The sequence below is a fragment of the Spirosoma sordidisoli genome (assembly GCF_004138325.1).
Taxonomy (GTDB): domain Bacteria; phylum Bacteroidota; class Bacteroidia; order Cytophagales; family Spirosomataceae; genus Spirosoma; species Spirosoma sordidisoli.
The window spans coordinates 646948-662432 of sequence record NZ_SBLB01000004.1; the positions used below are offsets into that span (position 1 = coordinate 646948).

Sequence of the window (15485 nt, forward strand, 5' to 3'; positions counted from 1 at the left end):
CAAAGGTAGCGTATCAGTCAGACAGTTGACCGCAAAAATTATCGTTTTTATTGATTCCGTTCAGGTAACGACGCCCGTACCAATACAACAGTATTTATGTCCGTTTGGTTGGCATCCCCGCTTCTGCCCTACGTTCTCTCGTCCTGCCCCGGTTGCCGAACCCTCCCGAATACACGCTGTACCGATCGAGCAGGTGATTCAGCGACCTTTCCCGACGTGTATCGCCAGCCCGGCAGCAGCCATACCGATTAGTAGACCCTATACGCACGTATATGCCTTCGGTAGATAGGCGCAGACCAGCTATCCGGTTAGCCTGCCCGATGGCGGGCGGATAGAGCTGCCGAAACTAAACCCGCGCCCTAAAAGCGGTTTAGACGGTCAGTGCTTATCTTTGAGGGTAAATCGCGTTTCCATTTCACCATGAACGTCGGAACCGACACCTCTTCTGCATCACCATCACCCCTGGCTCAACGCTGGCAGCGGGCAGTGGGTATTCGACCCGAAGAAGCCCGTACGGTTGGGCTTTTTTTTGTCCATAACTTCCTGCTGGGCATCGGTACCATCCTGATTTACGTAGCCGCCAATGCCATACTGCTCGAGAACCATCCCGAAACCAGCCTGCCAATTGCGTACGTAGCCTCTGCGCTGGGGATGATCGTGGTGGGACGGCTCTACGCGTATTACGAACATCATCTGCTGTTGAGCAACCTGGCCATGCGGGTGCTGCTTTCGGTCGTTGTGATGACGGTGGTGGTGGGCGTGCTGGTTGAGGTAGGTCATTCGGTGGCGGCTGCGGTGGCCATCATGGTTGGGTACCGAATCATCTATCTGCTGACCAATCTGGAGTTCTGGGGCGTTTCGGCGGTGGTGTTCGATACCCGCCAGAGCAAGCGGCTGTTCAGCGTCATCAGTTCGGGCGATATGCCCGCCAAAGCCATCGGTGCCGTTCTGGCCGCGCTGGTGCATGCCCACGAAGAAGTACTTCGGCTCCTGGTCGTCGCGCTGGCCGCGTTTGTTGCCTCGCTCTATATTCTGCGGCTTACGGTCCGATCGCACGAGGTTCACGCCCCCCACCGCCCCAGCCGGGCTTCCCGCCGGGAAGAGTCGCAGCTGATCGAGAAACGATTCGGGGGCAGTAAGCTGATCTTCTTCATGTGCCTGAGTCTGGCTACGCTGGCGGCCGTGGCTACCCAGATCGAGTACAGTTTCTTTGTCAACGTAAAGCACCGTTTTCATGACCAGACCGACGTCATCTACTACGTCAGCCTGGTGCTGGCGCTTACCTACGGGGTAGCCATGGTCGTTAAGCTCCTGCTGTCGCGGCAGGCCCTCGACCGGTTTGGGGTACAGCGTTCGCTGCTCGTGCTGCCCTGGGTAGCGCTGGCCGGGCTGGCCGGACTGGTCGTTCTGAACATGATCACGACCGACGAGACAACCCGGCTGGTATACTTCTGCGGCCTCTACCTGCTCTTCGAAGTAGTACGCCGATCGCTGTTCGACCCCGTCTTTCTGGTGTTGTTCCAGCCCCTGTCGGCTCCGCAGCGGCTCAAGGGCCATACGGTAGCCAAAGGGTTTTACGAGCCGATCGGTTTGGGAATAGCGGGTTTCCTGATATTTGCGCTGCACGCCCGCCCCGCCATCGAAGCGCTGATGCCTCTGGTCTGGATCGTGCTGCTGGGCGTACTGGTGTGGCTGCTCGACCAAACCTACAATCATTACCTGCACGAACTCAACGACGCCATTGGCCGACGGTTTCTCGAACGCGACCAGCTGGCCATGCCCGCTACGGCGTCGTCGGCAGTAACAGCCCGGCTGCGCAGCAGCAACCCCGACGATGTGACGGCAGCTATCGGCTGGCTCGATCAGCACAACCCCGACGAACTGGGCCGGCAGTTACCAACCTTACTGACCCACGCCAGCCCGTCGGTGCGGCAACGTACCCTGACCGTAGCCGCCCGGACTAACCAGCCCCTGCCGGTTGCGCCCGTTCGTCATATTGCCCTGACCGATTCCGACCCTGCCCTGCGCGAGCAGGCCGCTTACCTGCTGGGCCGACGCATCAGCGCCGACCCGGCTGAGCTGGCCCCGCTCCTGAACCATACCGACGTCACCATTCGCCAGGGTGCCATCCGGGGAGTGCTGGAGCTGAACCCACGCGATCCGGTGGGTGTACGTAGCCTGACCGAGCTGACCAACGCGTCGGACCCGGGGCGGCAGCGAATGGCACTGGGCCTGATTGGCCGACTGCGCCTGACCGACTTTGCCCCTACCGTAACCCGTTACCTGACCCAGAGCCAGAACGGGCTGCTGAACGACGCCATGCTGGCCGCTGGTCAACTCACCGATCTGGGGCTGGCCCGGCACCTGGTAGACCGCCTAACCAGCAAAACGGCCGGACGTGTTGCGGCCAACGCCCTGAAAGGCAGCCAGGCCGACGTGCTGCCGCTTTTGCAGGAAGCCTGGCGGAGTACGACCGACCCCGTACTGATTCAGCGTATAGCCATTATCTGCGGCACCATCCGCACCCCCCGGAGCCGTCAGTTTCTGAACGAACTGGCCCGGCAGTCCGATTTACGGGTGCGGGGCGCTGCGCTGCGGGCCCTCCGCCGTTTTCCCAACGAACCCGCCGACGATCAGGCCTTCCGGTCCCTGCTCCACGACGAACTGGCGCTGGCCCACCGAATTCTGCATGGCACCCTCACCGAAACGGACGACAGCCTGGTTCAGTCGCTGGACTATGAGCTGACCGTACTGCGGCAACGCCTGTTCGACGTGCTGACCCAGCTTTACGACTCCGAAACCATTGCCGGTGCCCGACTGGGGGTAGGCCACCCCGCCCGCGAGCGCCGGGCCAACGCCCTAGAACTTCTCGACAACCTGATTCCGCGCAACGTTTACCAGACTCTGCAGGTACTGGTCGACGACCTAAACCGGGCCGAAAAAGTGCGTATTCTCGATGCCGAACTCGGTCCGTTCAAGGACCCTGAATCCATCCGTTCGTATATACTCCGAACCGGCGAAACTGTATTTTCGGCCTGGACGGTTGGTCTCGTGTTGCGCGCCATACCCGCCAGCCAGGCCGACGAAGCTCGTCAGCTGCTGAGCCGTACGTCTGTTCTGTCGCCTTTACTTATGAATCACTCGTCTACTTCTACCAGCCAGATTCCCGACTATGACCGGGTGTTGCTGCTGGCCAACACCAGCCTGTTTGCCCAAACGCCCGAAAACGTACTGGCCAGTATTACCCCGATCATGAAGGAAGAATCGTACCAGCCTGGCGATGTCATCTTCCGGAAAGGCGACCTCGGCACGGCACTGTACGTCATCGATACCGGCCAGGTAAGTATTCTGGACGGCGACACCGAGCTGGCTCGTTTTGGCCGGGGCGATTTTTTCGGGGAGCTGGCGCTGCTCGATACCGAATCCCGATCAGCTACCGCCGAAGCGGTGGAAGAAGTCAGGCTGCTGCGGCTCGACCAGGACGACTTCTTTGACCTGATGGAAGAGCGGGGCGAGGTGCTGCGTAGCATCGTCAGAAGTTTGTCGGGGCGAATTCGGCGGCAGAATGAGCTTCTGGCGGGTCGGCCCACGTCGGTATCTACCTAATCAACCGACTAACATACGTAAGCTCCGCTGGCGTGTATCAGCCGTTGTTCGGTTGGCGTTTGGTATCTATCTTGCCCACACTAAACCACCCACACGCCAAACCTACCTGACCATGGATGAGGATGAAATCTCGTCGTCACTCTTTACGCTGCTGATCATCTGGCAGACAAGGCGATTTCTTGATACAAAAAATCGGGTTCCTCAATGGGACTGGTGGCTCAAGAACTACTGGTTTATCAACGTTGCCCTGATCGGTCTCAGCACCGTTACCGACGAGGACTTTCCGCTCCGCCTGATCTGGCTGATTGCCCTGGGCATGGTCGGCTATACGGTCCACCTGCTTAGCCCCAACCAGGCCGCCCGTACGGCCTTCCTGGCGGTAGCGCCGTTCATGGTCCTGATGTCTGTTTTCAAAGTCATCGAGGACCTGTTTCCGAAGTTTGCCAAAACATACGACAACTTCATTGACTCGGCCGTCAGCTTTTCGCTGATCTGGCTTGTTGCCTTCCTGATTGTGGCCAGCCGCCAGAAAAAAGCGCTGATCAAGCTGGAACAGGAACGTGAGATCGAAGCGGCCGAACGACGAAAAATTGAGGCCCGCAAGCAGGAACTCGAGTACCTGGTGGCCCAGCGTACGGCCGAAATTACCAGTCAGAAAGAAGAGCTGGAACAGGCGCTGACCGAGCTGAAAGCGACCCAGAACCAGCTCATCCACAGCGAGAAAATGGCGTCGCTGGGTGAGCTGACGGCCGGCATCGCCCACGAGATCCAGAACCCCCTCAACTTCGTCAACAACTTCGCCGAGGTATCCGTCGAGCTCATCGACGAAATCGCCGACGAGCACCACAAACCAAACCCCGACCCCCAGCTCACCGACGAGCTGCTGACCGACCTGCGCCAGAACCTGCAGAAGATCAGCCAGCACGGCAGCCGGGCTTCCAGCATTGTCAGGGGCATGCTCCAGCACAGCCGGGCCTCCAGCGGCCAGCGCGAGCCGACCGATCTGAACGCGCTCTGCGAGGAGTACTTGCGGCTGGCCTACCACGGCCTGCGAGCTAAAGACAAAACATTCAACGCCAGTTTCAGCGCTGAACTCGACGCCAGCCTCGGCCTCGTGACGGTTGTTCCCCAGGACCTGGGCCGGGTGCTGCTCAACCTCTACACCAACGCCTTCTACGCCGTTCAGAGCCGGCAGAAAGCTGAACAGGGGCAGACCAGTTCGTACCAGCCTACCGTAACGGTTACGACCGAATGCGTTGGTAACGAAGTCCGGATTCGGGTTCGGGACAACGGCGTTGGTATGCCCGAGTCGATCCTGACCAAGATTTTTCAGCCATTTTTCACCACCAAACCCACCGGCGAAGGAACCGGACTGGGCCTGTCTCTGTCCTACGACATCATTACTAAGGGACACGGTGGTACAATAGAAGTCAAAAGCCGCGAAGGCGAAGGCACCGAGTTTATTATCGAACTACCCGCCTAGGTATATGCTCCTATGAGAAGACAATGGCTGCTTGGTGTTACCTGCTTGCTGCTCCTGACCCTGGGCTATCGGGTACGGGCGCAGGACTCGCTGATCAGGGCGCTCACCCGGCAGCTGGCGATTACCAAAACCGATACTGGTCGGGTTAACCGGCTGATCGATCTGGCCAATGCCTCAACCGATACCAATCGAGTGTCGGCCCTTCAATATAGCAACGAGGCTCTGGCGCTCGCGCGCGCTATCAACTACAAGCCAGGCATCGCCATGGCGCAGTTCACGCTGGGTCGGGCTTACAGCAACCTCAACAACTACGACCGGGCGGTATCGTATCTGAACGCAGCCGGCGATGGCTTCAGCCAGTTGCAGGATAGCCTGGGGGTGGCCCGGGTCCAGAGCCGACTCGCCTGGGTAAGCATTCAGCGGGGCGACTATGCCACCGCCTTTGAACTGGGCCAGCAGAGCCTGCGCGTTGCTGAACAACGGAACGACCTGCTGCTGATTCGACAGACGCATTCTCACCTGGGTTCCCTCCATATTCTGCTTGGCGATTATACCCTGGCCCTCGAGTTCCTGACAACCGCCATGGATGAACACGAGCGGGCTAACGACCTCAGAAGCGTATGCCGAACCCTGAACGCCCTTGGCGAACTGTACCGGCTGAAAGGCGACCCGGAAAAAGCGCAGAACTACTACGACAAATCGATCCGGCTGGCCGAATCGCTCCAGAACCCACTGCTACGGGCAGAGGCCGAGAGTAATCTGGCGGCCGTAGAAACGGAGCAGGGTCAGCCCCTGGCGGCTATCCGAACCGCCCACCGGTCGCTTCGGGTGCTGCTGGCCGAAGGAGCCTACGAGGTAATTGCCTGGGCGCAGACGGTGATGGCCCGGGCGCAGCTGGCCACCAACCGGGCCGACAGCGCCGTCTATTACGGGCAGAAGAGCTGGAACCTCAGCCGGCAAATTGGCTATAAGGAAGTTATCCGGGATGCCAGCCAGATACTGGCGCAGTCTTACGCCCGGCAAAATGACTACCAGCGCGCTTACCAGTATCAGCAGACATTCATAGCCTACAACGACACCCTGCTGGGCGCCCAGACCCGGCAGCAGCTAACCATTCTTCAGCAGAACGCCAAGGCAGCCGAACAGCAGGCCGCGGCCATTTTGCAGGCCGAAGAAGACCAACGACAACAGCAACGGCTGATCGGGGCGCTGATCGGGCTGGGATTACTGGGCGTTGTGGCCCTCGTTTTATGGCGTAGCAACCGCCAGCAGACCCGTACCAATGCCCAGCTCCGGCAGCAGCAGGCCGAACTGAAGGCCGCCCAGAACCAGCTCATTCAGCAGGAAAAGCTGGCCTCGCTGGGTGAGCTGACGGCCGGCATCGCCCACGAGATCCAGAACCCCCTCAACTTCGTCAACAACTTCGCCGAGGTCTCCGTCGAACTCATCGACGAAATCGCCGACGAGCACCACAAACCAAACCCCGACCCCCAGCTCACCGACGAGCTGCTGACCGACCTGCGCCAGAACCTACAGAAGATCAGCCAGCACGGCGGCCGGGCTTCCAGCATTGTCAGGGGCATGCTCCAGCACAGCCGGGCCTCCAGCGGCCAGCGCGAGCCGACCGATCTGAACGCGCTTTGCGAGGAGTACTTGCGGCTGGCCTACCACGGCCTGCGGGCTAAAGACAAAACCTTTAACGCCAGTTTTCAGGTTGATCCGGACCCGGCGCTGGGTCCGGTACAGGTGATGCCTCAGGATCTGGGCCGGGTGCTGCTCAACCTCTACACCAACGCCTTCTACGCCGTTCAGAGCCGGCAGAAAACCACGCCGACGGCTGGCTACCAACCCGAAGTAACGGCCCAGGTTCGACTGGAAAATGACCAGGCCGTTATCCGGATTCGGGATAACGGTACCGGGATTCCGGCCGCGCTGCTCTCCAAGATTTTTCAGCCGTTTTTCACCACCAAACCCACCGGCGAAGGAACCGGGCTGGGCCTGTCGCTGGCCTACGATATCATTACCAAAGGGCACGGCGGTACCCTGGACGTTGACAGCCACGAAGGACAGGGTACAACATTTACCCTTAAACTACCGACCTGACGGCACCACGCTGCCCACAAACCGCTTATCTTTGACTAACTCGATCTGCCATGAAAATATTAGTTGTTGACGACGAACCAGACGTAAAAGATTTGTTTGAGCAGCGGTTTCGACGCGAAGTTCGGAATGGTGAGTTTGAACTGGCCTTTGCCAACTCGGGCGAAGAAGCCATAACCTATTTGTCGAGTAGGCCCTCAGAAGTAGTGCTGATTCTGTCGGACATCAACATGCCCGGCATGAGCGGTTTCGAGCTGTTACGGCATATCCGGGCCGACTTCAACGCTCCGCCCCCGCCCGTTGTCATGATGATTACGGCCTATGGCGATCCCGAATCGCAGCAGCAGGCGGCTACACTCGGGGCCAACGATTTCCTGACCAAGCCGCTCGACTTCACTGTACTTAAAGAAAAACTTCGCACCATTGCATGAAAGCGAAAATATTGGTGGTTGACGACGAAACCGATCTTGAACTCCTCATCAAGCAGAAGTTTCGGCGTCAGATTCGTGAAAAACAGTACGAGTTTGTATTTGCCCACGATGGCAACGAAGCGCTTACGCTGATCGACCAGCAGCCCGATATCGATATGGTACTGACCGATATCAACATGCCCGGTATGGATGGGCTGACGCTGCTGATCCGGCTCCATGAGACAAATCCAATGCTCAAAGCCGTTATCGTGTCGGCCTATGGCGACATGGATAACATTCGTACCGCCATGAACCGGGGGGCTTTTGATTTCGTAACCAAGCCGGTCAACTTCGAAGACCTTGAGGTGACGATGGAGAAAACAATGGCCTACATCGGCCAGCTCCGCCAGACCTTGCAGGCGATTAAGGAAAACAATATTCTGCGGATGTACGTCGACGAGTCGGTGCTGACGTTCATGAGCCGCGCGGAATTTGAAACCTCCCTTCTGGCCAGCGAAACCGTAACGGCCACCGTCATGTTCATCGACATCTGCGGTTTTACGGCTATTGCCGAACGCGAAACGGCCGATACCGTAGTCAGGCTGGTAAACCGGTATTTCGACGTGATGGTCAAGGAGATCATTGCGCAGAGCGGCCACGTCGATAAGTTCATGGGCGATGCCGTGATGGCCGTATTCCGGGGCGACTACCACCTCGACCGGGCCATCGAAGCCGCGCTGGGCGTTCGCGCGCAGATCGCTTCGCTGGAAGACAACCTGCCTCATCATACCAGCTACCACCCGCAGGTGGCCATCGGCATCAACACGGGCGAGATGGTTTCGGGGAACATCGGCTCAACGGCGCTCCGGCGGCTCGACTACACCGTCATCGGCGACACCGTCAATACGGCCCAGCGCCTGCAGTCGGTGGCCCGGGCGGGGCAGATTGTCATCACCGAAGCGGCTCAGCAACAGGTAGCCGAGTCGTTCACCTGCGAGCCTCTCGGTGAAGCCACCCTCAAGAATAAAGCAGCCCCGGTTATGATTTACAATGTAATGGGCTAAACCGAGCCCGGCCAGAAGCGGGAAGAAGCGGGAACAGTCCGGCCTCTTCCCGCTTTTTGTTTACTCTTCGGCCAGCGTCCGGGAGATGTTCATGCGGTAAACGCCCAGGGCAGGCAGGGCCGCAGCCAGGAGTCCGATCAGCAACGCTACGCCCAGCAGGGTCCACTCTTCGGGCAGGATGCCAAAAGCCGCCAGGTTGTAATGATATTCGGAGGACACACTCGTCGAGAAAAGCCATAAACCAACCCGGCTCAGCAGTATACCCAGCCCAAAGCCAATCAGCGCCAGCACCAGCCCCTCGAGCAGGAGCATCATGAACAGCTGAACGCGGGTAGCGCCCATCGACAGCATCAGGGCCATTTCGTAGCGCCTTTCTTTCAGTGAGTTATACAGAGACACGAACACGCTGACCCCGGAAATCAGCATGATGACAATGGCCAGGCCCCGCAGCGTTTCGACGCCTACGCCGAGCAGGGAAAACAGCCGGTTCACCTCAATATTGGGCAGGGCCGCCTGTAGTTTGGAGTTCTGGTTGATACCCCGCGCCAGCATCATACCCAGCGGGTTCCGAAACTTGATAAGCATACTCGTAATCTCACGCGGTTCCTCTTCGTGCGCTTCGCCGTCTTCGTGGGCTTCGCCTTCGTGATGATCTTCGTCGTGGTGCTCCTCACCGGCTTCGTGGTGTCCATGGATAGCCCAGACGCTCGAAACGGGAGTCAGGATGAGCTGATCCGTAACGGTATTGGTTCCGTTCAGGATGCCTACTACCTTGTATTTCGAGTCGGCATGTTCTTCGCCCTCATCGTCCAGCCCATGCGAGCTGGCAAACGTATCGCCGAGTTTCAGCCCGGCCACTTCGGCAACCCTCGGCCCGATCACCACCTCCAGATCCTGTTTGAACAGCTGCCCCTGCGCCACGGTAGCGCCAAAATGATCGAGGTATTTTTTGTTCGTACCCACAATCCGGAACGAGCGGTAATTATCGCCCATGGCCAGCGGGATGGCCGTCTTGATCATCGGGTTGCGCGTCAGCCGTTCGGCCTCCTCGAGCGGGATATTCCCCACTGGCGCATCGACCTGGTAAATGCTCGACAGGATCAGTTGCAGCGGGCTACCCTTGGCGCCAATCACCATATCGATGCCACGGATGTTCCGCCGGAACTGATCGTCGAGCTGTTTATTCAGCAACAGCAACAGCGAAATAATCGTGATCCCGAAGGTCATCAGCAGCCCGCTCAGAAAGCTGCTCAGGGGTTTGTCGGTAAGGTTACTCCAGCTGATTCGGAAAAGGTTCATGATTCGTCTGGTCAGGTTGTAGCGCTGGCTATGTATGGGCCCGCCAACCGGCTGGCCCGGCTTTTATTCACTCAGTTGATGCCGGATTGCCTGTAAAATAACGTCGCCCCCCTGTGCCAGAATGTGTTCAGCCAGAGCATGTCCGAGCCGTTCGGCGTCATGGGCCGGGCCGCTGTACGTTTCGCGCAGCATGTCCTGCCCGTCGAGGCTGATTAGCCCACCTGTCAGGCTCAGCGTCTCCTCAGCGTAGGTAGCCAGGGCAAATACCGGAATGCTGCACCCGCCTTCGAGACGGCGCAGGTAAGCCCGCTCGGCTTTCAGGGCAGCCTCGGTTGGTTCGTGGTTGGTCAGTCGGCGGATGGCTTCCTGTTTCCCGATAGCCAGTGTGCTGGCCGCTTCGATGGCTACGCTCCCCTGACCAACGGCGGGCGTAAACTCAGCAACCGGTAGCTGTTCGGCAATCAGATCATCGTACTGCATGCGGTGTACGCCCGCATAGGCCAGCAGCAGCGCATCGCACTGGCCTTCGTCGAGTTTGCGCAGCCGGGTCTGGAGGTTACCCCGCATGTCGACCACCCGGATGTGCGGACAAAAATGGCGCAGCATAGCCACCCGCCGGGTCGACGAGGTCCCGATCACAAACGGCTGTCCGCTGGTCAGCGACAGGGATGGATCACGGCTTACGAGGACATCGTTCACCTGTTCACGCTCCGTAAAAGCGATAATACCCAGGTCAGCCGGCAGCGATGATTGCAGGTCTTTGGCGCTGTGCACGGCAATGTCGATCGTACCGGCCCGGAGCTGATCTTCCAGCTCCTGCGTAAAAACGCCTTTGCTGCCGATTTTGGCCAGCGACCGATCCAGAATCTGATCCCCTTTTGTCTCGATCAGGACCAGCTCGGACGTAAGTCCGCCGGCTTGCAGTAAGGTCTGTATATAGTCCGCCTGCCACACGGCCAGGCGGCTGCTGCGGGTTCCAATTCGGATATGCATAATGCCGACAAAGATACGGCATTACAAGCCGAAAAACAGGCTTCCTGCTGCGGCTTCCGTGCTGACGCTGTGTGGAATGTGAACCACAGAATCCCCACAAACCGCGACAATCCTTATACACTCATGAGCGCTAATCGGTAACTGCCTTATTTAGGAAAATAGGGCAGGATCGCGTCAAAAAGGCATATAATGAGCCAAAAGGCGGCCAAATTCCTGACAGCCTGTCGGCTTTGGCGGGCCGAGGCCGCTTAGGCACGGGGTTTGTTTATCAAATAGTATCTGAACAGTAAACAGCAACACCTATGAAAGCGATAGAAAATGTATTTCAGGGTACGGGCGGACAGATTGATTTGCTTAATACCTTATATGGCGGTTCGAGTCAGACAACGATGCAGGTTGAGCGAGAAGACGAACGGCTGGTAATTACGTTATCAGCTCCCGGTGTGCGTGCCAACGCGTTCAACGTGCTGGTCGAAGGCAGTAAACTCGTACTGTATACCCTGCTGGTCAATACCTCGGTTACTCAGGATGAAGAAGGCGGCTCGCAGCGGCTGGCGGTACCCATGTTTCTGCGGGTGCTGGACATCCCGTCTTTTGTTGACGCCGACCAGATCGAAGCCATTCACGAACACGGTCAGGTAATGATTATGCTACCCTTCAAAGACGAAGAGCATCTGCATCGCCGGATCGACATCAAAGATCTTTTCTAGTGAATCAATCCATCCGGGACCTCTTTGCGTCCTGTAGCCTATAGATGAATACCCTGGTCGCTTTTACGAAAGCGACCTTTTTTTGTGCCCTGCATTTTGATACTGCCTCTTTGATAGGTGTTTAAGAAGGCAAACCCACGCAGACGCCGAATTTTTCACCCCCCAGCCCCCTAAAGGGGGAGCCGTCCGCGCCGAATGGGCTCCCCCTTTAGGGGGCTGGGGGACGAAAAGGCAGCCCATCTAGCCGACTAACGTCCGCAAGTATGTTCCCCAAACAAGCTCTAAAGGAGGAGCCGTCCGCGCCGACTGCCCCCCCTTTAGGGGGCTGGGGGGTACAAAGGGCAGCCTTTCGAGCCGACTAACGTCAGCAAATATCTTCCCCAAATGCCCCCTGAGCTAGTCGGCCTGCCTGTTCATCTGGCCCAGATGCTATTCTACAGGAAAAGTCATTTAAGCATCAAGGCATGGGTTTCAGCCCTTCCCACTTCACCATCCAGCGTCCGTTTTTAGGGAATCCCGGCGTAGGGGTGGTGTTGCCATCGTAGCCAGCACACATCAGCGCTACGGCCGCCAGCAAACCACCGTTGCCAGGCAGGTAGAGCGTAAGTCGCTTGTCCTGGTAGTTATGGCCGTTAACCAGGTACGTGTTTTTCGCCACCTCTTTGAACAACGCATCCAGCGCGCGGTCGGGCTGCCCCAGCCGGGTAGCCGTCATGGCCACCATCGGAAAATCCCAGCCCCAGGTATGATCCCAGTGCCAGACCCGGTCAACGGTATCGTAGGTACGCTGCATCACCGCCCGGTCGACCACGCCGTTGGCGGGCAGGGTACTCAGCGCGGCCAGCACAGCCGGGTGATCGATGGTATAGCGGCTGTCGGGCGAGTATGAATCCGTCACGTTCTCGGCCGCCCGGTATACGCCGTCCTGCTGTGGCAAAGGAGCCAGCCCGTCAATGACCCGCTGCCAGTCTGGATTGGGCGGCAGGTTGAGCCGGGTACGCCAGCGCTGGGCTGCCTGCAGGCCCCATGTCCAGTAGGCCAGTTCGTAAGGTGGGTTCAGGGTCTGGGCCGGGTCGAAGCATTCCTGCGCCGGAATAATACCCTTCCCCAGATCATAACGGCCCGTTTTGGGGTTCAGGCTGGCGAACGAAGCCATGAAGTCGGCGGTTTCAAAAATCACGGTCCGGTATTGTTCCAGAACGGCTTTTGATGGCTGGTTCCGGTAAATTAGTTCGGCCAGGTAGATCGGATGCGGCTGTTGCCAGATCAGGAAAGACCCTACCGATGAGGCTGTTTCGCCCCCGTTCGGATCGGTCATCTTTTGCCAGCGAACGCCCCGGTACCCCTGTCGGCGGGCTATCTCCCGGGCCCCCGCCAGTGCCCGCTGGTACCAGCCCATACTTTTTGACAACAGATCGGTACGGCCCCAGAGGGCGTAATGGGCCGAATGCCACCAGTACATTTCCATATGGGGCCTACCATACCAGCTGTTATAGGTCAGTCCCGTTTCCTGCGGGGGCGAGTCGCCGGCGCATTGTACGCGGGTCAGGTACTGCGACAGCACAACGCGCCGTTCGAGTTCGGCGGCTCGCGGGTCGGTGCTGCCCGCCAGATCAATGGCCCCACCCGACTGCCAGAACCGCTCCCAGCCCAACCGGCTGCTGGTCTGTACCTCGGTAAAAGTGGGCAACCGACTGGGTAACGACTCCGCCGAAAACTGCACTACAGCTTCGAAAGCCGACGCTCCTGACGGCTCTATCCTGAAATCATGGCCAGCAGCCGCCCGCACCGGCGCAGGCTGGCTCAACCGGGCCGTCACGGAATAGCGGTCCTGATCAAGCTGGCGATGGAACCGTACCGACGTGGGCCCCGGGCGCTCCAGCCGGGTCTGATGCGCCGATGCGCTGGCGTAGTAAGTCCCTACGTCGGTGAATGCATTAGTCGGGTATGGAAACCGGAGCCGGAGCGAGATTCGTTGCTGCCGAAGTAGGTCCGACACAACCCGTACGGCTACGATATCCTGCTGAACATGGGCGCAGGTGGTCACGCTGACGGGAGCGCCTTCAACGGTAAACGTACTGCTGATGGTACCTGTCCACAGATCCAGTTGCTGCCGAACGTTCTTCAGATCACCCAGTTGTGCCGCCTGCCCATCTTTTTTGAGGATAATGAAGCCCAGATTACCCAGCTGAAGCCGGTGCGGATTTTGCCGAAAGTAGTCGGCGGCCTGCTGATGGCGCCCCGCCTGCCGCCATTGCACAGCATACGGACGTGGCGTGCCGTTGACCTCGACCGATTGCAGCGTCTCGGTAAACTGATACCTGGCGGGATTAGGAAAGCGGTGCCAGCCCCATTCGGACTGAGTGCCCAGCGGAATACCGCGGGCATACTGCTCGGGAAACGATTGCAGACCGGTAGCATCTACCGTAAACCCAAACCGACCGTTGCCCACCGTTAGCGACCCGAGCGTATCGGGCTGGGTGATCGTTACCCGATGCCGATCTACCACTGCCCGTCGGTCTATCGGCTGAGCCTGGCCCGCACCGATGTTCCACAGCACGAGCAGCATCTTTAATCCACTCCGCAGAGGCAACAAAGCCTGTCCATATGGTTTTGATATTAATAGCATGCGATCCAGTTTCCCCGAATTTTCTCGATAGAGATGAATCCCTGTATCGATTGGGGGATAGCCATAGATAAAGAAGCGTTCCGGCGCATCTACTTGCGTCCCGGCAAGGCCGGGCATAAACACAAAAGCCGCTGATGTCAGCGGCTCTGTTTGTTTCTTACCCTTTAGAGGTACCAGGAGCGGGTACGTTGATTCTTTTCAAATTGAATTTTTATGTTGCGATAATTCTCCAGAGTATTTTGTAATAGCTTTGCTTACTGCCAAAGCGGTTCATTGTCCCAACCGGCTTCAAAACCCATTGCATTTTTATCCACTTCTGGGTAGTTATGAAATAGAGCAGACAGTTTCTGCAAAAAACGATGATTGGGATTCACCGTTGACAACAAGAAAAGAATCATAGATAGGGCGAAATATGTCCGGTTATTGCTCACTAACGGGTTTATCAACCAAGGTTTGCGGGGGTTTTTGGGAATACGAGGTTGAATACTCATTACTCGATTCCACAACCGGCTATGATGAGCACATACGTTACGTAGGTAGACGATACAATGAAGCCATGAAGCAAACGTACCATCATCAAGCCCAAAATAGCTCGCGATTTGTCTCTTCTCTATAGTTGTATTCAAATTCTTGTATAACATAGATAGCGAACCGAATGAAGCAACTTCCAACATCATCCAGCTCGGCGGCAACGGATCGTTATATTTCTGCCGGAACGCTCTTATAAATTCTTCATCGCTACGACTATATTCGGCCATTAGGCTACTAATAGTTCTTGTGTGGCTGGCCGTATCGGTAAACAAAGTTGTATCTGTGAACCAGAAAGGGCCAAACCTATGTGAGAGCACATAAATCATGTGTGCTCGTATAGCCACCTCTATTTTTTCCAACTCGGCCAACACTAGTTTTCGTAGCTCCCGGTCAAAGCAATACAGCCGAAAACCTGTTTCAAACGTGGCTCCCGGCTTAAAGCGATGAGTTTGCTTATTATCTAAAAGAGGATACCAATAGCCGCTCAGTCGGTAATAGCTAACCTGAGCCAACAAATGAAGGGCTTTAACGTCGTCATGAACGATTAAACCTCTTCCTTTAAGTCGATTAAGTTGATCCTGATAAGTGAGAGCAGGCTTGCGATAAGGGACTTTACTCATGCCCTAAAAATAGAAAGCTCACCCTAAGCGCGCTGTTCTA

Annotated in this window: 10 protein-coding genes; 6 read left to right on the forward strand and 4 right to left on the reverse strand. The window is 57.5% G+C overall.

The annotated features are described in order from the left end of the window. Nucleotides 1-420 precede the first annotated feature (420 nt). The 5 genes from EQG79_RS17615 (at nucleotide 421) to EQG79_RS17635 (ending at nucleotide 8663) form a co-directional block, all read left to right on the forward strand. On the forward strand, nucleotides 421-3606 hold the full coding sequence (locus EQG79_RS17615) for a cyclic nucleotide-binding domain-containing protein (RefSeq protein ID WP_129602907.1): 3186 nt from the start codon (nucleotides 421-423) through the stop codon (nucleotides 3604-3606). A gap of 112 nt (nucleotides 3607-3718) precedes the next feature. Next, entirely contained in the window at nucleotides 3719-5089 is a 1371-nt protein-coding gene (locus tag EQG79_RS17620) for an ATP-binding protein (RefSeq protein ID WP_077924489.1), read from the forward strand. A gap of 12 nt (nucleotides 5090-5101) precedes the next feature. Continuing rightward, on the forward strand, nucleotides 5102-7192 hold the full coding sequence (locus EQG79_RS17625) for a tetratricopeptide repeat-containing sensor histidine kinase (RefSeq protein WP_129602909.1): 2091 nt from the start codon (nucleotides 5102-5104) through the stop codon (nucleotides 7190-7192). Between the two features lie 50 nt (nucleotides 7193-7242). Then, nucleotides 7243-7620, forward strand: coding sequence for a response regulator (locus EQG79_RS17630; RefSeq protein WP_077924487.1), 378 nt, complete (start codon nucleotides 7243-7245; stop codon nucleotides 7618-7620). Next, nucleotides 7617-8663 (forward strand): adenylate/guanylate cyclase domain-containing protein, encoded by a 1047-nt coding sequence (locus tag EQG79_RS17635; protein ID WP_077924486.1) that lies wholly within the window; start codon nucleotides 7617-7619, stop codon nucleotides 8661-8663. Before EQG79_RS17630 ends, EQG79_RS17635 begins: the two co-directional genes overlap by 4 nt. A 60-nt stretch (nucleotides 8664-8723) precedes the next feature. On the opposite strand, the gene EQG79_RS17640 is transcribed toward EQG79_RS17635, so the two are convergent. Continuing rightward, nucleotides 8724-9962 (reverse strand): ABC transporter permease, encoded by a 1239-nt coding sequence (locus EQG79_RS17640; protein WP_077924485.1) that lies wholly within the window; start codon nucleotides 9960-9962, stop codon nucleotides 8724-8726. A 63-nt stretch (nucleotides 9963-10025) separates the two neighbouring features. Beyond that, nucleotides 10026-10955: a hydroxymethylbilane synthase gene (gene hemC / locus EQG79_RS17645; RefSeq protein ID WP_077924484.1), complete on the reverse strand. Its 930-nt coding sequence runs from the start codon at nucleotides 10953-10955 to the stop codon at nucleotides 10026-10028. A 302-nt stretch (nucleotides 10956-11257) separates the two neighbouring features. Between hemC and EQG79_RS17650 the strand changes: the two genes are divergently transcribed. Beyond that, nucleotides 11258-11665, forward strand: a complete 408-nt coding sequence (locus EQG79_RS17650; RefSeq protein ID WP_077924483.1) for an Hsp20/alpha crystallin family protein — start codon at nucleotides 11258-11260, stop codon at nucleotides 11663-11665. Nucleotides 11666-12122: 457 nt separating this feature from the next. Here the strand turns inward: EQG79_RS17650 and EQG79_RS17655 are convergent, their stop codons facing one another. Further along, nucleotides 12123-14294 (reverse strand): hypothetical protein, encoded by a 2172-nt coding sequence (locus EQG79_RS17655; protein ID WP_206445596.1) that lies wholly within the window; start codon nucleotides 14292-14294, stop codon nucleotides 12123-12125. Between the two features lie 254 nt (nucleotides 14295-14548). After that, a complete protein-coding gene (locus tag EQG79_RS17660; RefSeq protein ID WP_099077417.1) occupies nucleotides 14549-15445 on the reverse strand; it encodes an Abi family protein in 897 nt (298 codons plus the stop codon). Nucleotides 15446-15485 lie beyond the last annotated feature (40 nt).